Annotated in this window: 19 protein-coding genes; 14 read left to right on the forward strand and 5 right to left on the reverse strand. The window is 72.7% G+C overall.

Annotation, left to right across the window (positions count from 1 at the left end; genetic code table 11):
• Positions 1-12 precede the first annotated feature (12 nt).
• Together ACIPM1_RS00115 and ACIPM1_RS00120 are read left to right on the forward strand one after the other, a co-directional pair.
• Positions 13-1,287, forward strand: a complete 1,275-nt coding sequence (locus tag ACIPM1_RS00115) for a hypothetical protein (RefSeq protein WP_402426760.1) — start codon at positions 13-15, stop codon at positions 1,285-1,287.
• A 317-nt stretch (positions 1,288-1,604) separates the two neighbouring features.
• Positions 1,605-1,958: an antibiotic biosynthesis monooxygenase family protein gene (locus ACIPM1_RS00120; RefSeq protein WP_402426763.1), complete on the forward strand. Its 354-nt coding sequence runs from the start codon at positions 1,605-1,607 to the stop codon at positions 1,956-1,958.
• A gap of 70 nt (positions 1,959-2,028) precedes the next feature.
• On the opposite strand, the gene ACIPM1_RS00125 is transcribed toward ACIPM1_RS00120, so the two are convergent.
• Both ACIPM1_RS00125 and ACIPM1_RS00130 read right to left on the reverse strand, forming a co-directional pair.
• Complete coding sequence (locus ACIPM1_RS00125; RefSeq protein WP_402426766.1) at positions 2,029-2,637, reverse strand: FMN-binding protein; 609 nt, start codon at positions 2,635-2,637, stop codon at positions 2,029-2,031.
• Positions 2,638-2,699: 62 nt separating this feature from the next.
• Entirely contained in the window at positions 2,700-4,031 is a 1,332-nt protein-coding gene (locus ACIPM1_RS00130) for a ferredoxin reductase family protein (protein WP_356181062.1), read from the reverse strand.
• A 257-nt stretch (positions 4,032-4,288) separates the two neighbouring features.
• On the opposite strand from ACIPM1_RS00130, the gene ACIPM1_RS00135 reads away from it, so the two are divergent.
• Positions 4,289-4,822, forward strand: coding sequence for a hypothetical protein (locus ACIPM1_RS00135; protein WP_402426769.1), 534 nt, complete (start codon positions 4,289-4,291; stop codon positions 4,820-4,822).
• An 18-nt stretch (positions 4,823-4,840) separates the two neighbouring features.
• On the opposite strand, the gene ACIPM1_RS00140 is transcribed toward ACIPM1_RS00135, so the two are convergent.
• Positions 4,841-5,968: a glycosyltransferase gene (locus ACIPM1_RS00140; protein WP_402426772.1), complete on the reverse strand. Its 1,128-nt coding sequence runs from the start codon at positions 5,966-5,968 to the stop codon at positions 4,841-4,843.
• Positions 5,969-6,151: 183 nt separating this feature from the next.
• Between ACIPM1_RS00140 and ACIPM1_RS00145 the strand changes: the two genes are divergently transcribed.
• Positions 6,152-7,663: a glycosyltransferase family 39 protein gene (locus tag ACIPM1_RS00145; RefSeq protein ID WP_402426775.1), complete on the forward strand. Its 1,512-nt coding sequence runs from the start codon at positions 6,152-6,154 to the stop codon at positions 7,661-7,663.
• Positions 7,664-7,766: 103 nt separating this feature from the next.
• Here the strand turns inward: ACIPM1_RS00145 and ACIPM1_RS00150 are convergent, their stop codons facing one another.
• Positions 7,767-8,504: a hypothetical protein gene (locus ACIPM1_RS00150; RefSeq protein WP_402426778.1), complete on the reverse strand. Its 738-nt coding sequence runs from the start codon at positions 8,502-8,504 to the stop codon at positions 7,767-7,769.
• Positions 8,505-8,813: 309 nt separating this feature from the next.
• A complete protein-coding gene (locus ACIPM1_RS00155; RefSeq protein WP_402428104.1) occupies positions 8,814-9,965 on the reverse strand; it encodes a glutathione-independent formaldehyde dehydrogenase in 1,152 nt (383 codons plus the stop codon).
• Positions 9,966-10,288: 323 nt separating this feature from the next.
• Here ACIPM1_RS00155 and ACIPM1_RS00160 point away from each other — a divergent pair, with 323 nt between their 5' ends.
• The 10 genes from ACIPM1_RS00160 (at position 10,289) to ACIPM1_RS00205 (ending at position 24,873) form a co-directional block, all read left to right on the forward strand.
• On the forward strand, positions 10,289-11,449 hold the full coding sequence (locus ACIPM1_RS00160) for a hypothetical protein (RefSeq protein WP_402426781.1): 1,161 nt from the start codon (positions 10,289-10,291) through the stop codon (positions 11,447-11,449).
• A 48-nt stretch (positions 11,450-11,497) separates the two neighbouring features.
• The gene (locus ACIPM1_RS00165) at positions 11,498-12,283 is read left to right on the forward strand and encodes a TIGR03936 family radical SAM-associated protein (RefSeq protein WP_402426784.1); all 786 of its coding nucleotides are present in this window, start codon (positions 11,498-11,500) and stop codon (positions 12,281-12,283) included.
• Between the two features lie 261 nt (positions 12,284-12,544).
• On the forward strand, positions 12,545-16,885 hold the full coding sequence (locus ACIPM1_RS00170; protein ID WP_402426787.1) for a ribonuclease E/G: 4,341 nt from the start codon (positions 12,545-12,547) through the stop codon (positions 16,883-16,885).
• Between the two features lie 243 nt (positions 16,886-17,128).
• A complete protein-coding gene (gene rplU, locus ACIPM1_RS00175; RefSeq protein WP_003990208.1) occupies positions 17,129-17,449 on the forward strand; it encodes a 50S ribosomal protein L21 in 321 nt (106 codons plus the stop codon).
• Between the two features lie 14 nt (positions 17,450-17,463).
• Entirely contained in the window at positions 17,464-17,718 is a 255-nt protein-coding gene (gene rpmA, locus ACIPM1_RS00180) for a 50S ribosomal protein L27 (RefSeq protein WP_356180782.1), read from the forward strand.
• Between the two features lie 145 nt (positions 17,719-17,863).
• Positions 17,864-19,300, forward strand: coding sequence for a GTPase ObgE (obgE, locus tag ACIPM1_RS00185; protein ID WP_402426791.1), 1,437 nt, complete (start codon positions 17,864-17,866; stop codon positions 19,298-19,300).
• Between the two features lie 195 nt (positions 19,301-19,495).
• Entirely contained in the window at positions 19,496-20,941 is a 1,446-nt protein-coding gene (locus ACIPM1_RS00190; RefSeq protein WP_402426794.1) for an FG-GAP repeat domain-containing protein, read from the forward strand.
• 42 nt (positions 20,942-20,983) lie between these two features.
• A complete protein-coding gene (locus ACIPM1_RS00195) occupies positions 20,984-22,549 on the forward strand; it encodes a VCBS repeat-containing protein (protein ID WP_402426796.1) in 1,566 nt (521 codons plus the stop codon).
• 69 nt (positions 22,550-22,618) lie between these two features.
• Entirely contained in the window at positions 22,619-22,831 is a 213-nt protein-coding gene (locus ACIPM1_RS00200; RefSeq protein ID WP_402426799.1) for a hypothetical protein, read from the forward strand.
• 491 nt (positions 22,832-23,322) lie between these two features.
• Positions 23,323-24,873 (forward strand): alkaline phosphatase D family protein, encoded by a 1,551-nt coding sequence (locus ACIPM1_RS00205; RefSeq protein WP_402426802.1) that lies wholly within the window; start codon positions 23,323-23,325, stop codon positions 24,871-24,873.
• The last annotated feature ends 171 nt before the right edge of the window (positions 24,874-25,044 follow it).

The raw sequence follows: 25,044 nt of genomic DNA on the forward strand, positions 1-25,044 counted from the left end.
CAACCTCGTCGCATGACGACGACAAGCGAAGCCCGCACACGCCGCTCCGGGCGGCTGATGCTGAACAAGGTTCCCGAGGTCACCATCTGGTTCTGGGTGATCAAGATCCTTTGCACGACCGTCGGTGAGAGTTTCGCCGACTGGATCAACATGAAGCTGGGCGTCGGCCTGGTGAACACCGCCTGGATCTTCACGGCGGTGTTCGCGGTGGTGCTGGGCGTTCAGCTGCGGTTCAAGCGGTACGTCCCCTTCCCGTACTGGCTGACCGTGGTCGTTGTCAGTGTCACGGGCACGCTGTACACCGACATCCTGACCGACCAGCTCAAGGTGCCGCTGTGGATCAGCTCCGCAGTGTTCTCGGTCCTGCTCGCCGTGGTATTTGGCGTGTGGTGGCTGCGCGAGCGCACCCTCTCCATCCACTCGGTCACAACACTGCCGCGTGAGTCGTTCTACTGGCTCGCCGTCCTCGTCACCTTCGCGCTCGGCACCGCGACCGGCGACTGGACCCTCGAGCTCACCGGCTGGAGCCCGGGAGTCTCGGTCCTGCTGCCGCTCGGCCTCATCGCGGCGATCACACTGCTGTGGAAGTCCGGCGCGAACCCCGTGCTGTCCTTCTGGCTCGCCTACATCTTGACCCGCCCGCTGGGCGCCAACATCGGCGACTGGCTCGCCTCCCCGAAGGTCGCTCAGCCGGGCGAGCCGACCGGCCTCGCGCTGGGCACCTTCACCACCAGCCTGATCTTTCTCGGCCTGATCCTGGCGACCGTCATCTACTTGACGGTGACGCGCTCCGACGTGACCGAGACCTACGACGCCACGCACACCCCGCAGATCACTACGAACCCGCGCAGGGAGCGCATCGCGCTCGTGGGCCTCGGCCTCCTCGCCGTCGCCACCGGGAGCCTGTTGTTCTGGGCGCACAGCCGGCCGCACGTCGGCCCGGCGCCGGAGGAGGACGCCACCTCCCCTGTCCACCTTGCCCCCGGCCAGGCCGTGAAGCACTTCCCGTCCACCAAGGTCGACGCGCTCAAGGCACTCGCGTCGGCCTCTCTGAAGGATGCCCGGATGGGGAACGCGACCGGGGCCCACGCCGCTGCCCAGTCGTTGCGTGATCTCTGGGATGCCGACCAGTCTTCGTTGCAGCCGCTGGACAACACCGGCTGGACGTTCATCGACGCCCAGATGGACCAGGTCCTGAAGACCTTCGGCATCGACCATTCGAACCCGCCGATGTCGCCGGCCCATCAGGAGGCTGAACTCAACACCCTCCTCGTAGACATGCGCTGACGGACGTGATCGGCGGCGGCTCCCCTCGGGCCGCCGCCGATCACACTCTCGCGGTGCAAAGGATCGGCGACGCGACGGTCGCCGACGCGCTCACCTTCGACTGGACACCTCCATCCAGATCCGCCCGACCGGCAAGAAGCTTCTGCCTCTGGCGGTCAAGAACGCGGGTCCGGCCCCGGCTTCGAGCGGGCACGCGCACTGACGTGGGCGAAGGCCCTCGACCGGGTGGTCGGGGGCCTCGGCGCAGGTGCGGGAGGGCGAGGCCGGTTCAGGACAGACGCTGGACCGTTGGGCGCGTCCTCCTTCACAGTGGCGCCATGAGCGATCACTCCGAAGCGCCCGTCGTGCCCGTCGAGGCCTTTGACCCCCCCTACTACGTGGCTGTCTTCACCTCGGTGCCCACCGAGGACCGGAGCGGTTACGGCGAGACCGCCGCACGCATGGAAGACCTGGTGAAGGACGTCCCCGGGTTCCTGGGGATGGACCACGCGGGGACCCCCGGTGGGCTGTCCATCACGGTCGGGTACTTCCGTGACGCCGACGCCCTCACGGAGTGGCGGAACAACGCCGAGCACCGCGCGGCGCAGAAGCGCGGGCGGAGCGAGTGGTACCGGAGCTACACCCTGCATGTGGCGAAAGTGGAGCGCAGCCACGGGTTCCTACGGGCGTAGGCGCCCGCCGAGGCCCGCAGACGGACACCTCGGGGACCCGGCGCCTCCCCTCGGGGACCCCGGCGCCCCCTCAGCCGGCCTGGTCCAACGCGCTCTGCAGGGACTGCTTGTAGCCCTGGCTGGTGTAGGTGGCGCCGGACACCGAGTCGATGTTCGCGCTCTGCGCTGCCAGGGTTTCCCGGTTGAGCTTGGGGACCGCCGTGGCGGAGATCTCCTGGCTCCTCGGCGCGGACGAGGGCGACTGGACGGCGGCCGCATCGGTGATCTTGCCGCCGGTGAGGGTGATCCGTACCTGGACGGGACCGTACTTCGTCTGGACCGTGCCACCCGTGACGGTTCGCGTCGTGGGTGCGGCGGGGGCGGCCGACGTGGTCTTCGGAGCGGAGGGGGCGCTGCTGGTCTTCGCCGGTGCCGCTGACGAGGAGTGCGACACCCGCGCGGTCGGGGAGGACGCACGCTTTTTGGCCGTCTTCGTCGGGGTGGCCGAGGTGGAGGAGGAGAGCGACGGAGCAGGAGAGGACGAGGGGGAGGTGACCACCGCGCCGGGGGACGTGGAGGCCGTGTCGCCCTGGGCGAGCGCGGGATCCGTGTGCGGCTTGAGGGCGAGGAGCACCACCACGGTGGAGACGGTGGCGGCGCTGACCAGCACCAGCTGTCGCAGGGGATGCCTTTTCCTCATGCCTCTCACAGCGCTCTTTCGGCCACAGGCGTCACAGGGGCGCCGGTTTCGGGGTTCCTGGGTCAGAACTCGAAGGATTCGTGGTGGATGCGGCGGTCGGGTACACCCGCCTCGCGCAAGGCCGCGTAGGACTCCTCGGCGAGACCCGGCGGCCCGCACACGTACACGTCGTGCAGGGCGATGTCCGGCAGAATTCTGCGCAGCAGCTTCGCGGTGATGGCGGGCCGCTTGCCGTCGGCGCTGTTGACCGCGTACAGCAACTGGGCGTGGCGTGCGTCCGCGATCGCCTCCAGTTCGGCCCGGAGCGCCAGTTCCTCGGCGGTGCGGGCCCGGTAGAGCAGCGTCAGGTCTCCGGGGCCGCCCGGCAGGGTTTCGAACAGGGCCCGCAGGGGGGTGATGCCCGCGCCACCGGCCAGCAGCAGCACCTTGCCGCGGCTGCGGCGCGCCGCCGTCATCGCGCCGTACGGGCCCTCCGCCCACACCCGGGTGCCCGGCCGGAGCCCGGCGAGGGCGCGGCTGTGTTCGCCGACCGCCTTCACGGTGATCCGCAGCAGGTCGGGGCGGGGCGGCGCCGAGAGCGAGTACGGGTTCGCGCTCCATCGCAGTCCCTTGGTCAGGAACCGCCAGCGGAAGAAGTGGCCGGCCTCCGCGCCCAGCCGGTGCAGTCGTCTGCCCCGGATCAGGACGGAGACCACGCCGGGTGCCTCCTGTGTCACCGACTCGACCCGCATCCGGTGCCGGAGGTTGAGCCGTACCGGGACCAGGACCCGGTACCAGAGCACGAGGGCGCCGACCACGAGGTAGAGGGCGTACCAGGCCGTGCGGGCGGTGGCGGTGTCGACGAAGTCGCCACCCGTGGCCAGCTGGTGCCAGAAGGAGAGGTAGACCGCGATGTAGGTGAGCAGGTGCAGGTAGTACCAGGTCTCGTAGCGCATGCGGCGCCGTACGACTCCGGCGGAGACGAACCCGATGAGGAGCAGGAGCAGCGTGCCGGCCGTCGCCTTGATCATCTCGGGGTAGCCGGTCACCACGGAGACGGTCTCCGCCACGATGCCGGTGTCCGCCTGGAGCGCGTATCCGTACAGGGTCAACAGGACATGGGCGATGGTCAGGCACAGCGCGTAGCGGCCGCTCATCGCGTGCCAGCGTGTCACCCGGTCCGAACCCACCCGGCGTTCCAGGGCGGGGACGCGTGCCATCTGCGCGACGGTCAGGGCGATCACATAGCCGGCGAGGAGCCCGAAGATCCGGCCCGCGTTGGTGAGCCGGTCGGCCGTGGTCGCGGCGACGGCGGGGGTGTCGTGCCACCACAGCCAGAGGACGGCTGCCGCTCCGGCCCAGGCGAGGGCGAGGAGGGGTATCGCGGGAGAGCGCCGTGGGCGGATCCGGCGCATGGCCTGTCGTCTTCCCGCCCGGCTGTGCCGGATCGTGGTCAAGGCTGGTTTCCTTCGCTCGCCTGATGCCCAGGCACCCTACATCGGCCGGAACCCTTCACAACATGGCCGGAAAGTTTTGCATCGGGTGCGCGAAGTCGCCGTCCCCCGGGGGCCGATTCCCGACTTGCGGGTGACCGGGTTGGCCGGAAAAGGCAGGTCGGGGCCGGGTGTCGTACAAGCTTGCGGTTTTACCGGGTCGACTCAGGAGACAGCGAATGGAAGCGATGCCGCCCCGCAAGCCCGACGCCGGCACCACGGTGGGACTCTTCTGGGTCGCGGCCGAGGGCGCGTACGTGGGAGCGCCCGCGGCGGCACCGGCCGCCGACGTGGTGCTCCGGCCATCAGGGCCCCGCGTCACGGGTCCCCACCCGCGCGACTGGACATGGCCGGAGATCTCCGACCTCGAGGTCACCGAAGTCCCGGTCCGTTCCACCCTGCGGCGATGGGCGACCCGCGCCGCCAGCTTCGCCGCGGCGGCCCTGGACGCCTGGGTGCCCAGCGGTCCCACCGAGATGACCGTGGTTCTCACCACACCCCACGGCACACTCCGGACCCCTGTCTACGCCGGAGCGGCCGTCGCCTACTCACCCCGCGAGGTCGATCTCTCACGTCAGTTGATCAGCCGCTTCACCGCGGGCACCGCCACGCCCGCCCTCATGACCGAGTGGTGGGAACAGAGCCGGCCGGCCGAGGTCCTCAGGTCCCGCGAGCGGGAGGCGCTGCTCGAACACTGGCTCGCACACGCCTGATCGGCAGGCCCGGCGCCATCAGGTGGTGGCGAGGGTTCTCGCGTCCGGGCCGGCGCCCAGGCGGAGTTTGGCGAGCGCGAAGTCCCTGTTCGCGACGACTCTTTGGCGGTGGTCATCGGGCAGATGCCCGCCGTCCAGGAGCTTCTCGCAGCACTCCAGCGTTTCGCGGTACTCGCCCGTCCAGTAGGACGCCACGGCCAACTCGTCCAGCGCCCGCCATTCGTACCAGCTGTGCTCCAGGAACAGGATGTCCGGCGGCATCGGGATCTCGACCGCGCGCCGCGCGAACAGGTAGGCGAGCGGCCAGCGTTCCCCGTCCGTGCGGCACAGCCGGGCGAGTTCGCCGAGCGGTTCGGCCCGGGTGGGCCGGGCCTCGTGGGCCTCCAGGAAACGGGTCATGACCTCGGGCGTCCGGCGCTTGAGCGTCACCGCGAGCCGGGCGGCGTAGAGCTTGGCGCAGAACACCTCCTCGGCGAAGCCGCCCATGGCCGCGCGCCGGTCGTACGCGGCGAGCGCCTTCGCGGGTTCGTCGGCGTCGCGCCAGCTCTGGGCGAGGTAGAAGGCGTAACGGGCGTTGTCCGGCTCCTTGCGGAGACCCTCCTTGAGGATCGCGGCGTCGCGGAGGTACTTCTCCCGCTGGCTGCCCGTCAGGCGGCCGCCACCGCCCAGGATGACCATGCGCGCGCCGTCGAGGGTCGCCCGGCTGAAGCGGGTGCCGCACTCCAGGTACTCGTGCAGGACGCCGACGTACCGCCAGGGCAGGCGGGTCGAGACCATCGTCGGGCGCCAGTGGACGATGGGGCCGTGGCGCACCTCGAAGTCGTAGCACTCGTGGGTCAGTTCCGGCATCGTGAAGCCGGGGGCGGTCTCGATGGCGTCGTCGGCGTCGATGAACAGCAGGTAGTCGGCACGCTCCCGCGCCAGCTCGATCGCCTCGGTGCGGCTCAGGTCGAACCCCTTCCAGGGGCTCTGGTGCAGCTCCCCGGGCAGGTCGGCGAGTGTCTCGCGGATGATGTCCTGGGTGCCGTCGGTCGAGCCGGTGTCCAGGATGACCCAGGTGTCGACAAGCGGGCGCACGGATTCGAGACAGCGCCGAATCACATGGGCCTCATTCTTGACGATCATATTGAGGCAGACCGTTTTCATGACTTTTTCTTTTCTGTAATGAAAAGGATCGGGCGGCGACTTTACCGGGCTGAAGAAACCCCTGCAAGGAACGCCGCCGTGGCTTTACATCCATACGGGTGACGGCCGTGACCCGCCTGCCGATCCGACTGTCCGCCGCCTTGTATAAGTGGGCAGTTCCTGACCCCGGCATGGGAGATTCTCATGGTCATCACCGCGCCGCTTCCGTCGCCACGCGACGAGAAGCAGAGCGTCGACACGGCGGATTCCGGCTGGCGCAGGGCCGGCCTGTGGCTCTGGCCGTTCGTCCTCACCTTCGGCCTGACCTGCTACGGCCTGACCGACTCCCTGCTCGGCCGCGACGAGCTGGTCACCTGGGACATGGTGAACCGAGGCACCGGTCAGATCCTCGCCACCCTCCGGAACGTCGACGCCGTGCACGGAACGTATTACCTGCTGATGCACCTGTGGGTGGGCCTGTTCGGTGATTCTGTCATTTCCCTGCGGCTTCCCACCGCATTGGCCGTGGCGGGAGCCGCGTCCCTCACCGGTCTCATCGGAGACCGGCTCTTCGGCTACCGGGCCGGAATTCTCGCCGGAATTCTCTTCGCGGTCGTGCCGGCGGTGAGCCGCTATGGGCAGGAGGCCCGCAGCTACGCACTGGTGGTGTTCGCCGTCTGTCTGGCGACGCTCCTGCTGCTCCGGGCGCTGGACCGCCCGCGCAGCCCCTGGCGATGGGCCGCCTACTCCCTCACGCTGGCCGTCGTCGGGCTGCTCCACCTGATCGCGCTGTCCGTCGTGCTCGCCCACTTCTGCCTGCTGGTGCCCCGGGCCCGGCGGGACCGCTCCCTGTGGTGGAAGTCCGCTCTCGCCCTGGTGGCGGTGGCCGTCTGTGTCACCCCGGTCGTCCTGCTCGGGAACGCGCAGGTGCAGCGCCAGCTGTACTGGGTGCCGAAGCCCGACGGCTGGGCGCTGACGTCCCTCATGCGCGACGTCTTCGCCTCCGCCCCGTGCGCCGGAGCCCTCATCACTCTTGCCCTGCTGGCCCGTTCACCGCGCAGGCCGGCCCTGATCCTGTGCGGCGCCTGGGCCCTGCTGCCCGTCGCCCTCGTCTGGTGCGCCTCGCAGGGCCGGGTCTCCTACTTCCGGCACGTATACGTCCTGTTCACCCTTCCGGCCTGGGCGCTGCTCGCCGGTGCCGGGCTGGCCGCGCTCGCCCGGTCCAGGAGGGCCACCGCCGTCCTCGTCGCGGGGCTGGTCGCGCTGACGTTGCCCGACCAGAAGCAGATGCGGACGCCGTTCGAGCACGACGCCCCCGTGCCCGTCGACTACAAGGCGGCGGCCGACGTGATCCGTCGGGGCCACCAGCCCGGGGACGCCGTCGTCTACGACCGTGAGAACACCTGGAAGCTCGACGGCGGGGTCCAGTACTACCTGCCCCGTGACCTCGGGATGCGCGACGTCTTCCTGGCGAAGTCCCCCGTCGCGATCAACGATCTGTACGCGGTCCAGTGCCCCGTGCCGGTCCGGTGCCTTGGGGGCGAGCGGCGCATCTGGCTGTTGGCCCAGGGTGCCGACTTCCCCTTCGGCGCCATCAATCCGGCGCAGGCGATCGCCCTGCAGAGCCGGTACGAGATCTTGAGGAGCATGCCGGTGACGGGGATGACCGTGAGCCTCCTCGTACGCAAGAACGAGGGCAGGGTCCGCGGCCGGTGACGCAAGGGGTGTCCGAGTGGTCTTCGCCGACCGCTCGGACACCCCTTATGCGTCGTTCACCGGACCGGCGGACTCAGTGGCTGAGCGCCGGGACGGGCCACGGTCAGGAGGTGATGTCCCTACCGCCGTTGACCGCGCCGACTTCCGGCTGGTAGTTGAGCTCGACCCAGGGGTCGTCGCAAGTCAGGTCGGCCGGGGGGGTGGCGAGGTTCACGGTGCAGGTCGTCTCCCAGACCTGCCCCGTGGTGGTGATGGTATCGATCTTGATGGGATTGCTCGCGCCTGTACCCGGGGTGAGCCCGTTGATGGAAACGCCGCAGGGGGTGCCGATGGGGAACCCTTGCGGGTCGTTGCCGCCGTTCGGGTAGTCGGCGTTGTTGCTGAGGTCGGTCCACAGGAAGGGCTGGTCGGTGGTGCCCCGGAGGTCGTGGAGGCCCGCGTACACGATTCCACCGGTCAGGGCGGCGCGGAGCTCGAAGGCGCCGTTGTTCTGCTGGGCGTCGATGTCCGAGCAGGGGCCGGGGCCACCGGTGGCTCCCGTGGCACCGGTGGCTCCCGTGGCACCCGTTCCCGTGGCTCCGGTGGCTCCGGTGGCTCCGGTGGCTCCGGTGGCTCCCGTGGCTCCCGTGGCACCCCGGGGGCCGGTCGCGCCGGTCGCACCCCTGCAGTGGTCCTTGTCGTGGCCGCCGTAGACGGTGACGTGCGACGAGCCGTGCCTCGAGTGGTCGTCGCACTTGTCGCCGCCGCCGGCCATGACCGTGTGCTGACCCACGCTGCGCGCCGAGGCGAGGGCGGGGCTGGCCACGCCGGCCGCGAGGACCAGCGCGAGCGAGGCCACCATGCCCGCTTTCCTGAACCCGTCTCGTGCCACCGGCCCGAGAAGTGAAGAGGTCCTGTACTCAGGACTCATTCGTTGCTCCTTGTGTGCACCGGTTCGGGTAGTTCCCGAAACCCGGGGCGATCATGGGGCAGATGTCTTCGCGGTTGCGGCAAAAACAACCAAAACACGGCGTTTTGTCCATGACTTGGACCAATTCACACACACGGATGGCGCACTCCGCGGGTCCGGGGGCGGGTGTGCGGGAACACGGGTGGGCCCGGGCGCTGAGCGTCCGGGCCCGTGGCGCACCCCGTCAGGGCGCGGCGTGTCTCATGCGGCGAGGGCGTGGCCGGGGTGCAGTACCACCTTCGTGTAGCCCTCGATCCGCTTGTCGAACTTCTCGTACGCCTCCGGCGCCTGGTCCAGCGGCAGTTCGTGGGAGACCACGAAACTCGGCTTGGCGCGCTCGGCGATGATCAGGTCGCGCAGCTGGCGGTTGTACCGCTTGACGTTGCACTGACCGGTGCCCATCTGCTGGCCCTTCTCGAACATCCTGCCGATGGACACCAGCAGTTGGCCGTGCTTGGCGTGCTCGTCGGGCGCGCCGGGGTCGGAGGGCACGTACAGACCCGGTACGCCGAGCCTGCCGGTCGCCCGCACCGTGTCGACGAGCGCGTTGAGGACGACGGCGGGCTCCTCGTGGCTGGCGTCGTGCGCCTGCGCCTGGTAGCCGACGGCGTCCACGCCCTTGTCGGTCCCCTCGCCGCCCATCTTCTCCTTGATCTGCTCGGCCGGGTCTCCCTTCGTGAAGTCGATGGCGATGGCGCCGATCTCCTCCGCCTTGGCGAGCCGCTCGGGCACCCGGTCGACGGAGAACACCTTGGACGCCCCGCGCAGCAGCGCCGAGTAGGCGGCCATCAGCCCCACCGGGCCGGCGCCGTAGACGGCCACGCTCTCGCCGGGGGACACCTGGGCGAGTTCGCATCCGTGGTAGCCGGTCGGGAAGATGTCGGCGAGCAGGATGAAGTCCGTCTCGAACTGCTCACCCGGCGGCAGCTTCAGGCAGTTGAAGTCGGCGAACGGCACGCGCATCCGCTCGGCCTGGCCGCCCTTGTACGGGCCCATGGCCACATAGCCGTAGGCCCCGCCCGCGAAGCCGGGATTGACGGTCAGACAGAATCCGGTCGCCCCGGCAAGGCAGTTCTTGCAGAATCCGCAGGCCACGTTGAACGGCATCACGACCCGGTCTCCCTCGGAGAGGGAGGTCACACCGCTGCCGACCTCCTCGACGATGCCGAGGTTCTCGTGCCCGAACACGATCCCCGGTTCCGCGGCCGTACGGCCCTCGTACATGTGCAGGTCCGACCCGCAGATCGCGGACGACGTGATCCGTACGAGGACGTCGTTCGGGTGCTGGATCTGGGGATCGTCGACATCCCTCACGGCCACGCTGAAGGGCTTCTCGTAGACGACGGCTTTCACCTGGGTCACCTCCGCGTCGAACGCTCGATGACGGCGGCGGACGTACCGGCCGCTCCGGGGGACGCACGCGGGGGGCGCACACGGAAGTGCCGGCTCCCGGCTCGTGCCGCTTCGGCTTGGGTGCTCTCGCTTCGCCGCCGGTTGGTTCCAGTACCTCCAGAAAACGCCCGCGCCAGGAGCCCTGCAACCCGCGGCGGGCGGGCGCCGAGGAGCGGCGCGGCGGGCGGCCCTCCGGACGGGCGGGGCGAGTGCGGCGGGCGGTCTCCCGGACGGGCGCGCGGGCGGGCCGCATCCGTTCGCACGGTCCGGGCGTCTACGCCGGTATGGATGTGGAGAAGCCGCCGCCCCGCCCGTCGCCGTCGGGTCCGCCGCCGTACGGTCCGTCGCCCGAGGGGTGCCTGGTCCGCGTGATCCGGCTGCCGGTGCGGATCGTCGTGCTCGTGCTGGTCCTGCCGGTGCGGATGCTGTGGGACGCGCTCGTCGTCGGCGGGCGGGTCGTCCGCGACACCGTGCTGCGGCCGCTCGGGCGGGCGGCGGCCTTGCTGGGGTGGGCGCTGTTCGTCTGGCCGTGGACGGCGCTGTGGCGGTACGTCGTCGTGCCCGTCGGCAGGGTGCTGGGCCTGCTCGGCCGGCTGCTCGTCGTCGTGCCGCTCGTCTGGCTGCACCGCCGGGTGCTGACTCCCCTCGGGCACGCCCTCGCGTGGGCCGGGCGGGGGGTCGCCACCGCGCTGGCCTGGTTGTACGCGCGGGTGCTCACGCCGGTCGGGCACGCCCTGGCCTGGCTGGTCCGGGGGATCGGGCTGGTGCTCGCCGCGGTCGCCGCCGGGGTGTACGCGGGTCTGGCGTGGCTCGTTGGCCGGCTCGTCGTCGTCCCCGCGCGGTGGCTGTACCGATGGGTCCTCGTGCCCGTCGGGCGGGCGGCCGCCTGGTGCGGGCGCGCGATCGTCCGGTGCGGGCGCGGGCTGTGGTGGCTCGGGACCGCGGCGGTCAAGGGTGCCGGGTTCGTCCTGTACTGGATCGTCCGTGTGCTGCTCGTGCTGCCCGCGGGCGCGGTGTGCCGCTGGGTGCTCGTCCCCGCCGCCCGGGCGCTGGCCGTCGTCGCGCGCGAGGTGGGGGAGGCCCTCGGGCACGCCTGGCGGGTCGCCGGACGGATCTCGCTCGCCGTCGGGCGCCTCCTCGGGACTCTCTTCCGCCGGATTCTCGTGGAGCCCGTGCGATGGGTGTACCGCACCGTGCTCACCCCGGTCGGGCACGTCGTGCGGGACACCGTGCTGCGGCCCGCCGCCGAGGCCGCGCGCGCGGTGGGGCGGGCCACCGGGCAGGCACTGACCGCCGCCCGCCGGACCGTGCGGCAGGCCCGCGCGGACGTCCGCCGGGCGCTGCTCGGCGAGCCCCGGCGACCGCGGCCGGCGGCCCGGCGGGAACCTCTGGCCCGCGAGACACGTACTCTTGGTAGCAGTACGACCGCTCTCACGAAGGACTGAACGACACTGGGCAAGCGACAGCCCGAAGGCCCGCCGCCCGCACCCGCGGTGCAGCGCATCCGACTGCGCTACACCAAGCGCGGCCGCCTCCGGTTCACCAGCCACCGTGACTTCCAGCGCGCCTTCGAGCGTGCGTTGCGCCGCGCCGAGGTGCCGATGGCGTACTCGGCGGGGTTCACGCCCCACCCGAAGGTGTCGTACGCCAATGCCGCACCCACCGGCACGGGCAGTGAGGCGGAGTACCTGGAGATCGCGCTCACCGCGCCCCGCGACCCGGAGCGGCTGCGTGTCCTCCTCGACCAGTCGATGCCCGCCGGGCTCGACATCGTCGAGGCGGTCGAGGCCCGCACCTCGGGACTCGCCGACCGGCTCACGGCCTCCGTGTGGGAGCTGCGGCTGGACGGCGTGGAACCGGCCGAGGCCGGGCGCGCGGCCGAGGCCTTCAACGGAGCCGGGACCGTCGAGGTCCAGCGCCTGACCAAGAACGGCATGCGCACCTTCGACGCCCGCCCCGCGGTCGTGAGCCTGGAGAGCGCCGCAACACAGAGTCAGCAGGCTGATAGGCCGACCGAGCAGCCCTGTGCGATACTGCGGCTGGTTGTTCGGCACGTGACGCCTGCCGTACGACCCGACGACGTCCTGTCCGGTCTCCGCGCCGTGGCCGACCTGGCGCCGCCGGTCCCCGCAGCGGTGACCAGGCTGGCGCAGGGGCTGCTCGATGAAGAGACCGGCACCGTGACCGACCCGCTCGCGCCCGACCGCGAGGCAGACCCGGCCGCCCCGGCCGTTTCAGTAGGGGCCGCCGATACTGCCGCCGCGAAGGCGCCGGCTTAGGGAAGGTTCCGTAAGGACGGACGCCGAAGCGCCGCCCTCGTACTCGGGAGCCACCTGGGTCGGGCAGCGCACCGACCACAAGACTTTCGCCAGGCCGTAAGCGACAAGGCGTACGGAACCGGCGAGACAGGACACAGAAAGCTCCCGTGCGGCGCCCGCGCCCCGGACGGCGGCACCGCGCATCGCGCGAGCCGCGGACGTCACCGGCCATCCCGCCGGACCAGGCGCGGCGCCCGGGAGCCTGACGGGAGATACGCCCGCATGCTCGAGCCGATCGAACCCACCGGGTCCAAGACGGACTCCGAATCGAACACCCCCAGCGACACCCTGCCGCCGCGTCGCAGGCGCCGTGCCGCGTCCCGCCCCGCGGGCCCGCCCGTGGCCTCCTCCGAGGGCACGGCGGAGGTCACCGCTCCGGCCATACCGGCCGCCGAGTCCGCCGACCTCGCGGACGACGCCACGCAGCGGGCCGCCGAGGCGGAGCCCGTCGCTGCCGCCGCGGCCACCGGGACCGTCGAGGGCGCCGAGGGCGCCATCGCGGCCGAAGCCGCCGAGGCCCTCCAGACCGAGGAAGGCGAGGAGGGCGAGGGCCAGGAGGCCGTCGCCGCCGAGCCCGCCCCCACGCGTCGTACGCGCCGCCGGGTCGCCGTGCCCGCAGGTACGCCGGAGGCCTCCCGGGGCCAGGCCGCCGCCGAGACCGTGGTCCCGGCCACCGACGAGGCACCGGCCGTCGCCGAGCCCGCCGCCGCGTCCGTGGAGGCGGCGACCGACGAGGACGCCGCTCCCCGGCGGACCCGCCGTCGTGCCACGCGCCGGGTCTCCGCGCCCGCTGCCTCCCCGGCGGCCGCCGGGGAAGCCGAGAGCGCCGAGACCCTCGTTCCCGCCGCGGCCGCGCCGAGCGCCGCCGCGGAGAGCGACGCGCAGGAGGCCGCCGGCGCCGCGCCCGCCGAAGCCGCCGCCGAGACCGCGGCCGAGGCCGCGCCCCCCGCCCGTACGCGCCGCCGTGCCACCCGCCGGGCGTCCGCGCCCGCCGGTGCGCCCCAGCAGGCCGAGTCCGCCGAGTCCGCCGAGCCCGCCGAGCCCGTCGCGTCCCCGGAGGCCGCCCCGGCCGCCGAGCCCGCTGCCCAGCAGCCCGACGAGAGCGGCGAGGCCGCCGCCGAGGAGACGGCTCCGCGCCGGACCCGCCGGCGCGCCACGCGCCGGTCGTCCGCGCCCGCCGAGACCGCCGCCGGTCAGGAGACCGCCACCGAGGCGGCGCCGGAGTCCGCCGCGGCCGTGAGCGAGTCCGCCGAGGCCGCTCCGGCGGCCGCCACCGCCGAGCCCGTCTCCGAGGCCGCCGCCGAGGCGCCCGCCGGGGCGAAGGCCGAGGCTCCCGCCGCCGAGACCGAGGAGGCCGCCCCGCGCCGCGCCCGGCGCCGGGCCGTGCGGCGTGCCGCCACCGGCTTCGCCGAGCCCGGCCGGGCCGCCGGATCCGCCGAGGGCGAGGGCGAGGGCCCGCGCCGCCCGGCGCGTCCCGCCGTCGCCGTCTTCCAGGCGCCCGTCTTCGCCGAGCCGCAGTTCCAGACCCCGGAGCGGGCGGCCGCCGCTGCCGCCGCCCAGACCGAGGAGCCCGAGGCCGCGGAGGAGCCCGAGGCCGCCGGGGCGCCCCGCAAGGAGCGGGCCGGGCAGCCCGAGCAGGATGAGCAGGGCGGCGCGCGCCGGCGCCGTCGCCGCCGGGGCGCCGCCTCCGACGAGGAGCCCGAGGCCCAGGCCGCCGAGGCCGCCGCTGAGGACGAGGAGGCCGAGTCGGCCGAGGAGTCCGCCGACGGCGAGGACTCCGAGGAGACCGGTTCGCGCCGCCGCCGCCGCCGCGGTGGCCGTCGCCGCCGCCGGGGCGAGTCGCAGGACGCCTCCGGTGACGAGGAGGCGGAGGAGTCCGAGGAACTCGCCGCCGAGCAGGCCGAGCAGGACGCCGAGGACACGGCCGAGCAGCTCGAGGAGGACGAGGAGGGCGGCGAGGCCGACCAGGAGCAGTCCTCCGGCGGGGGCGCCGGTTCCAGCAGCAGCCGTCGCCGTCGCCGTCGCCGCCGCCGCGCGGGCGACTCCGGCGGGGAGGGCGAGCCGTCCGCCGACGACCCCGAGCGCACCGTCGTCAAGGTCCGCGAGCCGCGCAAGCCCTCCGAGCCGTCCGACGAGGTGCAGTCCATCAAGGGCTCCACCCGTCTGGAGGCCAAGAAGCAGCGCCGCCGCGAGGGCCGTGAGCAGGGCCGCCGCCGGGTGCCGATCATCACCGAGGCCGAGTTCCTGGCCCGCCGCGAGGCGGTCGAGCGTGTGATGGTCGTCCGTCAGCACGGCGACCGCACGCAGATCGGCGTCCTGGAGGACGGCGTGCTCGTCGAGCACTACGTCAACAAGGAGCAGTCGACCTCGTACGTCGGCAACGTCTACCTGGGCCGGGTGCAGAACGTCCTGCCGTCGATGGAGGCCGCCTTCATCGACATCGGCAAGGGCCGCAACGCCGTCCTGTACGCGGGCGAGGTCAACTTCGAGGCGCTGGGCATGGCCAACGGGCCGCGCCGCATCGAGGCCGCCCTGAAGTCCGGCCAGTCCGTGCTCGTCCAGGTGACCAAGGACCCGATCGGGCACAAGGGCGCGCGTCTGACCAGCCAGGTCTCCCTCCCGGGCCGCTACCTCGTGTACGTGCCCGAGGGCTCGATGACCGGCATCAGCCGCAAGCTGCCCGACACCGAGCGGTCCCGGCTGAAGACCATCCTCAAGAAGATCGTCCCCGAGGACGCGGGCGTCATCGTGCGCACCGCCGCCGAGGGCGCGAGCGAGGACGAGCTGCGCCGGGACGTCGAGCGGCTGCAGGCGCAGTGGGACGAGATCAAGAAGAAGGCCAAGAGCGGCAACGCGCCGACGCTGCTGTACGGCGAGCCGGACATGACCGTCCGGGTCGTGCGCGACATCTTCAACGAGGACTTCTCCAAGGTCGTCGTCAGCGGTGACGACGCCTGGGAGACCATCCACGGCTATGTCTCGCACGTCGCGCCGGACCTGGCCGAGCGGCTCTCGCGGTGGACCTCCGAGGTCGACGTCTTCGCCACGTACCGGATCGACGAGCAGCTCGCCAAGGCGCTGGACCGCAAGGTCTGGCTGCCCAGCGGCGGTTCGCTGGTGATCGACCGGACCGAGGCGATGGTCGTCGTCGACGTCAACACCGGCAAGTTCACCGGTCAGGGCGGCAACCTCGAGGAAACGGTCACCCGGAACAACCTGGAGGCGGCCGAGGAGATCGTGCGCCAGCTCCGGCTGCGCGACCTCGGCGGCATCATCGTCATCGACTTCATCGACATGGTCCTGGAGTCGAACCGCGACCTGGTGCTGCGGCGCCTGCTGGAGTGCCTGGGCCGGGACCGTACGAAGCACCAGGTGGCCGAGGTGACGTCGCTGGGCCTGGTCCAGATGACCCGCAAGCGGGTCGGCCAGGGCCTGCTGGAGTCGTTCTCCGAGACCTGCGTCCACTGCAACGGCCGCGGTGTCATCGTGCACATGGAGCAGCCGGCGGCCGCCGGGAACGGCGGCAAGCGCCGCAAGCGCGCCCGCGCCGGTGCCGAGGTGCCGCACGAGGCCGTGGAGGCCGCCGAGACCGCCGAGGAAGAGGCGGAGCGCGAGGCCGAGACGGAGGCGGTCGCGGAGGTCGCCGTGGCGCCCGCGCCGGTTCCGCCGGCGGAGGCCTTCGCGCCGGACGAGGAGCTGTACAGCAGCATCGCCGAGGCGGAGGCGGCGGCCACCCGTGGCCGCTCGCGGCGCCGGGCGACCCGGCGGGTGTCCGCTCCCGCCGGCGCGCCGAAGGCCGGTGCCGACGGGGCCGGCGCGGCCCCGACGGCGCAGGAGGTGACCGCCCGGCAGGAGGCCGAGCGCCCGGTGCGTCCGGAGCCGGCCGAGGAGGCCAAGGCCGAGCCCGTGGCGGTGGAGGACCCGGTCGTCGCCGCCGCGCGCGCCGCGGCCGCGGCCGCCGAGGAGGCCGCTCCCAAGGGCCGTACGCGCCGTCGCGCGACCCGCAAGGTGTCGGCGCCGGCCGGTTCCCCCGAGGGGGCCGAGGCGGCCGTGGTGACGGTGGCCGAGCCCGCGCCGCAGGCCGAGGAGGCCGCCCCGGCGGCCGGGCAGGCGGAGCAGGCCGGCCCGGCGGAGCAGGCCGCACAGCCCGAGGCCGTCGCGGAGAGCGCCGCCCCGGCCCGTCCGCGGCGCCGTGCCGTGCGCAAGGCCACCGCGCCGACCGCGACCGAGGAGACGGCCGTCGTGGTCGTCCCGTCGGCTCCCGAGGCCGAGGGCGTCACCGCCCAGGAGCCCGGTGTCCAGGAGGGCGCCGAGGCGGCCGAGGCCGGCGAGGAAGCGGCTCCGGCCAAGAAGACGGCCCGCAAGGCCGCCAAGAAGGCCACGGCGAAGAAGGCCGCGACCAAGAAGACGGCGGCCAAGAAGACCGCCGCCAAGAAGGCCACGGCCAAGAAGGCGGCGAAGACCGCCAAGACGGCCACGGCCGCGAAGAAGTCGGCGTCGAAGAAGACCGCGGCGGCGCAGCAGACGCTGTCCTCGGTCTCGGCCGCCACCGACGAGGGCTGACGCCCGTCGGCCCCGGGGTGTGCGCCCGGTCCGCGTGACCGGACGCACACCCCCGGGCCCCGGCCCGGTTTGACCCCCTTGGCCGTGGCCCCGTAACCTTGACCGTCGGCGTGTCACTGAGCGCGCCACATCCCCGTAAACCTCTTTCCTCCCGGGCACAGGGCTGGCCGGGAGAGGTCGTCCACGCATGTCGGGCGGCTGGACTGCGGGGGTGCCGTTCCCGAGCGAGAGAGTGAGATCCGCGTGTACGCCATCGTGCGCAGCGGTGGTCGCCAGCACAAGGTTGCTGTCGGCGACATCGTTGAGGTTGACAAGATTTCCACCGCCAAGGTTGGCGACACGGTCGAGCTCTCGACCCTGCTCGTTGTCGACGGCGACGCTGTGACCAGCGACCCGTGGGTGCTGGCCGGTATCAAGGTCCAGGCCGAGGTCGTGGACCACCACAAGGGCCAGAAGATCGACATTCTGCGCTACAAGAACAAGACCGGCTACCGCCGTCGTCAGGGCCACCGCCAGCAGTACACGGCGATCAAGGTCACTGAGATCCCCACGGCTGCGAAGTAAGGGACTGAGAACAGATGGCACACAAGAAGGGCGCATCGTCCACCCGGAACGGTCGCGACTCCAACGCCCAGCGGCTCGGCGTGAAGCGCTTCGGCGGTCAGGTCGTGAACGCGGGTGAGATCCTGGTCCGCCAGCGCGGCACCCACTTCCACCCCGGCGCGGGCGTCGGCCGCGGCGGCGACGACACGCTGTTCGCGCTGCAGGCCGGTTCGGTGGAGTTCGGTACCCACCGTGGCCGCAAGGTCGTGAACATCGTTCCGGTCGCCTGAGTCGCCTGACTCCCAGGGCCCTGACTCCCAGGGCTCAGACCGAATGTCTCGCGAGGCGGACCTCACTTCCCGGGTGGGAAGGCGGGTCCGCCTTTCGCGTGTTGTCACTTCGTAGTAGATCCACACGTTTCTGGAGGCACTGACCATGACCACCTTCGTGGACCGCGTCGAACTGCATGTCGCCGCGGGTAACGGAGGTCACGGCTGTGCCTCCGTCCACCGTGAGAAGTTCAAGCCGCTGGGCGGACCGGACGGCGGCAACGGTGGGCGCGGCGGCGACGTGATCCTCACCGTCGACCAGTCCGTCACCACGCTGCTCGACTACCACCACTCCCCGCACCGCAAGGCCACCAACGGCAAGCCCGGCGAGGGCGGCAACCGCTCGGGCAAGGACGGCGAGGACCTGGTCCTGCCGGTGCCGGACGGCACGGTCGTGCTCGACAAGGCGGGCAACGTCCTCGCGGACCTGGTCGGCCACGGCACCTCGTTCGTCGCCGCGCAGGGCGGCCGGGGCGGCCTCGGCAACGCGGCGCTGGCCTCGGCCCGGCGCAAGGCGCCCGGGTTCGCGCTGCTGGGCGAGCCGGGGGACCTGCGGGACATCGTCCTGGAGCTGAAGACCGTCGCCGACGTGGCGCTGGTCGGCTACCCGAGCGCGGGCAAGTCCTCGCTGATCTCCGTGCTGAGCGCGGCGAAGCCGAAGATCGCCGACTACCCGTTCACGACCCTCGTGCCCAACCTCGGTGTGGTGACGGCGGGTTCGACCGTCTACACCATCGCCGACGTGCCGGGCCTGATCCCCGGCGCCAGCCAGGGCAAGGGCCTGGGCCTGGAGTTCCTGCGGCACGTGGAACGGTGCAGCGTGCTCGTGCACGTCCTGGACACCGCGACCCTGGAGTCCGACCGCGACCCGGCCTCCGACCTCGACGTCATCGAGGAGGAGCTGCGGCAGTACGGCGGGCTGGACAACCGTCCCCGCATCGTCGTCCTCAACAAGATCGACGTGCCGGACGGCAAGGACCTCGCCGAGATGGTCCGCCCCGACCTGGAGGCGCGCGGCTACCGCGTCTTCGAGGTGTCGGCGGTGGCGCACACGGGGCTGAAGGAGCTGTCGTTCGCGCTGGCCGACCTCGTCGGCCGGGCGCGGGCCGCCCGGCCGACGGAGGAGGCGACGCGCATCGTCATCCGGCCGAAGGCCGTCGACGACGCGGGCTTCACGGTGACCCGCGAGGAGGACGGGCTGTTCCGGGTGCGGGGCGAGAAGCCCGAGCGCTGGGTGCGGCAGACCGACTTCAACAACGACGAGGCCGTCGGCTACCTCGCCGACCGCCTCAACCGCCTCGGTGTCGAAGGGGAGCTGATGAAGGCGGGCGCCCGCGGCGGCGACGGCGTCGCCATCGGCCCCGAGGACAACGCGGTCGTCTTCGACTGGGAGCCCTCGGTGACGGCCGGCGCGGAGATGCTCGGCCGGCGCGGCGAGGACCACCGCTTCGAGGGCGCCCGCCCGGCCGCCCAGCGCCGCCGCGACCGCCAGGCCGAACGCGACGAGTCCGAGCGCGAGTACGACGGCTTCGAGCCGTTCTGAGCCGTCCGAGGCGCAGGACGCACGGCGTGACATGAGGGGTGCCCCCGGTTCGGGGGCACCCCTCTTCGATCGCCACCCGGGAAAATCGCTCCCCCTTCCAGAGCAACCCCCTCCCTCTCCGGCGAGTCGTACTGTGCGCCGTGGCGGGATCTTGCGCCTCCGCGGCCAAGTCCCCCGCGGATCACCGGAGTCGATGTGTCCAAGACCGTTCCGCAGAGAACGCGCCGTACCGTCGTGACGGCCCTCGCGCTGCTCGCGGCGACCGGCGCCTTGGTGTCGTCCGCTCATGCCGGGCCCGCCACCGCCACCGCCCCCGCGGCCCGGGCCACCAGGACCCTGGAGCAGGACTTCGACGGGGACGGCTACGAGGACCTGGCGGTGAGCGCCCCCTCCGCGACGGTGGGCGGCAAGGCCAAGGCCGGTTACGTCGCCGTGCTGTACGGGGCTGCGGGCGGCCTCCGTTCCGGGACGAAGAAGGTGTACACGCAGGCGTCCCCCGGGGTTCCCGGCAGCGTCGAGGCGGGCGACCTCTTCGGTTCGGGGCTCACCGCGGCCGATCTGGACGGGGACGGGTTCACCGACCTGGTCGTCGAGGCCCAGGCCGAACAGTGGCGGCAGGACGGCATCGACCGGACGGGCCGCCGGACCGTGCTGTGGGGCGGGCCCGGCGGGCTCGTCTCGGGCAGGACGCTGCCCGCCGAAGGCGCCGGGCGGTACCAGGCCCCCATGTCCGTCACCGGCGACTTCGACGGCGACGGACACCAGGACCTGGCCCGCAACGGTCTCGTCTCCTTCGGGCCGTTCCGGCGCGACGGGGTTCCCGCCGCCACCCAGAGCGGCGCGGACTTCAGCGGGGGCGACCTGAGGAACGTCGCCGTGGCGGCCGGGGACACGGACGGCGACGGCACCGACGACCTCGTGACGGTGGCCCGGGCCGACGACTGGGACGACGAGACGAACTACGGCAACTACGTGTACTACGCGCGCGGCGGCCGCGACGGACTGCGGGCGCCCGTCGAGCTCGAGGACCTGGCGGGGCAGCAGGCGGACTCCCTGGCGCTCGGAGACCTCGACGGCGACGGCCGAGCCGACCTCGTGCTGGGGGAGAACTCGCTCCGGGTCCTGCGCGCCACCGCGGACGGGCTCCCCGCCGGCGCTCCCCGGGTGATCACCCAGGACACGCCCGGAGTGCCGGGCGTCCAGGAGGCCGGGGACGAGTTCGGCCGGTCGGTCTCGATCGGCGATGTCGACGGCGACGGGTACGGGGACATCGTCGCCGGGATTCCGTACGAGGACTTCGGCGCCCTGAAGAACGCCGGCACCTTCGCCGTGTTGCCCGGCGGACCGCACGGCGCGACCGGCGCCGGCACCAGGGTGTTCAGCCAGGACGCCGCCGGCGTGCCCGGCACGGCCGAGAGCGGCGACCTGTTCGGTACAGGCACCCACCTCGTGGACGGCAACGGCGACGGCAGGGCGGAGCCGGTCGTGGCCGCGCTCGGCGAGGACGCCCAGGCGGGCGCCGTCTGGGTCTTCGGCGCCGCCTCCACCGGAGCCACGGCCACCGGCTCCTTCTCCTTCGGCGCCCGCACCCTGGGCACGGTCGCGAGCGGGGCCCGGCTGGGTGGGGCATTTCCGCGCTGATCCACCCACGCATACGCACCACAGCACCGACGACGGGAAAACATGAGAAAACCAGGTCAGCAGCCCGCGCACCCGCACCGCCGCTCGCCCCGCTCCCGCGGCGGGCGCGTCGCCCTCGCGGCCGGTGCCGCTCTCGCGGCCGCCGCCGTGCTCGTCCCGGCCGTGAGCGCGACCACCTCCGCCACCGCGACCACCCCCAGCACCAAGCGCCTGCATGACGACTTCAACGGCGACGGCTACCCCGACCTGGCGATCGGGGCACCCGGCACCCCGCTGGGCAGCATGGCGAAGGCGGGGGTGGTCGGTGTCCTCTACGGCTCCGCCGGCGGCCTGTCGACCTCGCGCAAGCAGGTGCTGACCTGGTCCGGCCGGACGAACGAGGAGGACGGGAAGACCGGCTACGGTTCGGACCTGCAGAGCGCCGACCTGGACGAGGACGGGTACGCGGACCTGCTCTCGTCGGTGGCGTGGCGGCACGCCGTCGACGGCTACTCCGGCCGCACCGTCGTGGTCAACTGGGGCGGCCCCAAAGGTCTGTCGGGCACGCCGCAGCTACTGGTCGGCATGCCCGACGCCATGCACCTGCGGAGCTTCGCCGTCGCCGACGTCGACGGCGACAGGCATCTCGACCTGATACGGCTCGGCGTCGACGCCACGTCGACCGATCCGGACGGAGAGTACGGCTCCGAGTCGGCGACCGCGGACGGTGCCGTGGTGCACGGCCCCTTCGAGCGGGGCTCCTACGGCAACAGGACCACGTACTTCTCGGTAGACCCCCGGAACGACCTGAACGCGAACTCGGTCGCGGCGGGCGACGTGAACGGCGACGGCGTCGGCGACATCGCCGTACGGACGAGCAGCCCCGACGAACCCGACTCGCGCGGCACCGTCCTGCTCACGGGCGGAGCCGGCGGCTTCACGTCCGAGGGCGGCCTGAAGGACGCCGCCGGCCGCCCCATCGGCGGCGAGGGGGTCGTGATCGGCGACCTCAACAGGGACGGATACGGCGACATAGTCGTCGGCCACTCCTTCGACGGCTTCGACAGCGACGCCGAACTGCCCACCAGGGGCGGCGCGCTCGGTGTCGTCTACGGCGGTCCGGGTGGTGTCTCGACCACACGCAAGCCGGTGTGGGTCAACCAGGACACCTCCGGTGTGCCGGGCGCGGGCGAGTACGGCGACGGCATGGGCTCGGCGCTCTCGATCGGGGACACCGACGGGGACGGCTACCAGGATGTGGCGACCGGGCTCCCGGGCGAGGACCTCGGAGGTGTCACCGACGCGGGCAGCGTGCTCGTGCTGCGCGGCAGCGCCAACGGCCTGACCGGCACGGGTGCCAAGGCGTTCAGCCAGGACACCGCCGGGGTGCCCGGCGCCGCGGAGAAGGCCGACCGGTTCGGCGCGGAGACCGCCCTGGGGGACACCAACGGCGACCGGAAGGACAGCCTGGCCGTCGGCGACCCGGCCGAGAACGCCGGCAACGGTGCCGCCTGGGTCTTCGCCGCCACGTCCTCGGGGACCAGTGCCACCGGTTCCTTCTCGTTCGGCCCGGTGACCATGGGGTTGCCCGCCACAGGCGCCCGGTTCGGCGCCTCGCTCAACGACTGACGTGACGACCCACCACCAGGGAAGGCGAGGACCGGACGCGGAGGTGCGTGGCGCACGGGCCTCGCCGTCATGCTCGCGGTGACCGGCGCGGCCCTGCTGCCCGCCCCGCACGCGGTGGCGGGCACGCGGACCGTCGGGGCGGCACCGCGCGACGAGTTCGACGGTGACGGCTACGCCGACCTCGCCGTGGCGGCGCCCTGGGCCACCGTGGGCGGCAAGAAGGGCGCCGGCTACGGCGCCGTGCTCTACGGCTCGGCGAGCGGGCTGCGCATCGAGACGTAGCAGGTGTTCAGCCAGAACACCGCGGGCGTCCCGGGCACCGTCGAGGGGGCCGACACCTTCGGCAGGGCGCTGCGCCTCCCCGACGCCGGCCACGACGGCCGGGCCGGCCTCGCCGTCGGCGCGCCGGGGGAGAACGCGAACGCCGGTTCGGTGCGGTCTTCAGGTTCACGTCCACGGGCGTGCCGCCGTCGAACCCCCCTCACCTTCGGCGCGGACACCCCTCGGCACCGTCGCGGCCGGCGCCCGACTCGGCCCCGGATTCGGCCACTGGGGCGGTTCCGGTAGCGGGTGCCGCGACACGCCCCGGTGGGCGCCCGCCTTCCACGGCCCGTTGTGGCACGCTCACGTCCCTCGCGGCGCGCCTGCCGCGACGGGTCTTCTGCCGTCCGCCGACGCGCCGTGCGCCTGAGCACTCCCGTCCAGCGACCGGACCGTCCGGCCGCGGGAGCTTCCGGTTGTCCAAGAGGACCGTGAGGCAGGGGAGTTCGCCGATGACCGGAGCACCGTCGACCGACCGCCGCCGCTTCCTGAGCGCCGGTGCCGCCGTGCTGGGCGCCGCGGCCTCCGCACCGCGGTGGCTCCCGGCCGCCGCCCGGACCCCCCGAACCCCGCTGCCCGAGCACGTGTTCGGCCTCGGCGTCGCCTCCGGCGACCCGCTGCCGGACGGCGTCGTGCTGTGGACCCGGCTCGCCCCCGACCCGCTGAACGGCGGCGGCATGCCCCGCCGGGTGGTCCCCGTGGAGTGGGAGATCGCCGCCGACGAGCGGTTCGCGAAGACCGTGCGCCGGGGCGTGGCACCGGCCCGGCCCGAGTACGGGCACAGCGTGCACGTGGACGTACGGGGTCTGCTCCCGGACCGCGCCTACTGGTACCGCTTCCGTGTCGGCGGCCGGCTCTCGCCCGTCGGCCGCACCCGCACCGCGCCCCACCCGCACAGCCGGAACCGCGCGCTGCGCCTGGCGCTGGCCTCCTGCCAGAACTGGCAGCACGGCTACTTCACGCCGTACGCCGACATGCTCCGGCAGGACCCGGACGTCGTCCTGTTCGTCGGCGACTACATCTACGAGTCCGCGCCGTCGGCGACGGCCGTGCGCAGGCACGAGGGCACGGGGGAGCCGCACACCCTGGAGCAGTACCGCAACCGCTACGCCCAGTACCGCACCGACCCGGAGCTCGTGGCCCTGCACGCGCACACCCCCTGGGTGGTCGCCTTCGACGACCACGAGGTGGACAACAACTTCGCCGGTGAGATCCCGCAGAACCCCCGCAGGCAGACACACCACGCGTTCGTCGCCCGGCTGACCGCGGCCTACCGGGCGTACTACGAGCACATGCCGGTCCGGGCCACCGCCGTCCCCTCGGGTCCGCACATCCGGATGCACCGGCGCCTCGAGTTCGGCCGGCTGGTCCGGCTGAACGTCCTGGACACCCGCCAGTTCCGCAGCGCCCGGCCGGCCACGCAGGCCCGTGCCAAGGACCCGGCGCGGACCATGCTCGGCGCCCGGCAGAGGGCGTGGCTGCTCGACGGTCTGCACCACTCGCCGGCCCGCTGGAACCTGATCGCCTCGCAGATCATGATGGCCGAGGCCGACCTCCGGGCCGGCCCGGGCAAGCTGTGGTACTGCGACGCCTGGGACGGCTACCAGGCCGAACGCAACGCCCTGCTCAAGGAGTTCAGGAGGGTGCGCAACCCCGTCGTGCTCAGTGGCGACCGGCACCTGACGATGGTCAGCGACCTGAAGGAGGACTTCGCCGACCCGCACTCCGCCGTCGTGGGCGCCGAGTTCGTCGGCACCTCCGTCTCCAGCAACGGCGACCAGGACCAGGCCGCGTTCCGCGCCGAGTGGGACCCGCGCCGGGCGGACAACCCGCACTGGAAGGTGGTCGACGCCCACCGCGGCTACCACCTCTTCGACGTCCGCCGGGACGGCATCGACGCGCGGGTGCGGATCGTGGACACGGTGGCGCGGCCCTCGGCGGTCACGAGCACGCTGGCCCGGCTGCGCGTCGAGGCGGGCCGGCCCGGCGTCGCGGTGGTCTGACCCGCACGCGGTCGAGGCGGCCCGGCGAATCGCCGCGGCACCCGCTCCGAGACCGAAATGCTGCGGAATCTTGATGTGGAATTCCGGGGCAATGGCCTTACCGCAGAGCCCTATTCCCGACTCGTCCGCAACGGCGCGGTGCCGCTTATGAAGAACGCGTGCGGTCCGGCA

Origin of the sequence: Streptomyces sp. NPDC086766, from assembly GCF_044746005.1 — a bacterium.
Classification (GTDB): Bacteria; Actinomycetota; Actinomycetes; order Streptomycetales; family Streptomycetaceae; genus Streptomyces.

Coding starts and splice junctions, on each gene's coding strand:
- ACIPM1_RS00115 (WP_402426760.1), top strand. CDS start 13: ATGACGACGACAAGCGAAGCCCGCACACGCCGCTCCGGGCGGCTGATG.
- ACIPM1_RS00120 (WP_402426763.1), top strand. CDS start 1,605: ATGAGCGATCACTCCGAAGCGCCCGTCGTGCCCGTCGAGGCCTTTGAC.
- ACIPM1_RS00125 (WP_402426766.1), bottom strand. CDS start 2,637: ATGAGGAAAAGGCATCCCCTGCGACAGCTGGTGCTGGTCAGCGCCGCC.
- ACIPM1_RS00130 (WP_356181062.1), bottom strand. CDS start 4,031: ATGCGCCGGATCCGCCCACGGCGCTCTCCCGCGATACCCCTCCTCGCC.
- ACIPM1_RS00135 (WP_402426769.1), top strand. CDS start 4,289: ATGGAAGCGATGCCGCCCCGCAAGCCCGACGCCGGCACCACGGTGGGA.
- ACIPM1_RS00140 (WP_402426772.1), bottom strand. CDS start 5,968: ATGAAAACGGTCTGCCTCAATATGATCGTCAAGAATGAGGCCCATGTG.
- ACIPM1_RS00145 (WP_402426775.1), top strand. CDS start 6,152: ATGGTCATCACCGCGCCGCTTCCGTCGCCACGCGACGAGAAGCAGAGC.
- ACIPM1_RS00150 (WP_402426778.1), bottom strand. CDS start 8,504: ATGGTGGCCTCGCTCGCGCTGGTCCTCGCGGCCGGCGTGGCCAGCCCC.
- ACIPM1_RS00160 (WP_402426781.1), top strand. CDS start 10,289: ATGGATGTGGAGAAGCCGCCGCCCCGCCCGTCGCCGTCGGGTCCGCCG.
- ACIPM1_RS00170 (WP_402426787.1), top strand. CDS start 12,545: ATGCTCGAGCCGATCGAACCCACCGGGTCCAAGACGGACTCCGAATCG.
- rpmA (WP_356180782.1), top strand. CDS start 17,464: ATGGCACACAAGAAGGGCGCATCGTCCACCCGGAACGGTCGCGACTCC.
- obgE (WP_402426791.1), top strand. CDS start 17,864: ATGACCACCTTCGTGGACCGCGTCGAACTGCATGTCGCCGCGGGTAAC.
- ACIPM1_RS00195 (WP_402426796.1), top strand. CDS start 20,984: ATGAGAAAACCAGGTCAGCAGCCCGCGCACCCGCACCGCCGCTCGCCC.
- ACIPM1_RS00200 (WP_402426799.1), top strand. CDS start 22,619: ATGCTCGCGGTGACCGGCGCGGCCCTGCTGCCCGCCCCGCACGCGGTG.
- ACIPM1_RS00205 (WP_402426802.1), top strand. CDS start 23,323: ATGACCGGAGCACCGTCGACCGACCGCCGCCGCTTCCTGAGCGCCGGT.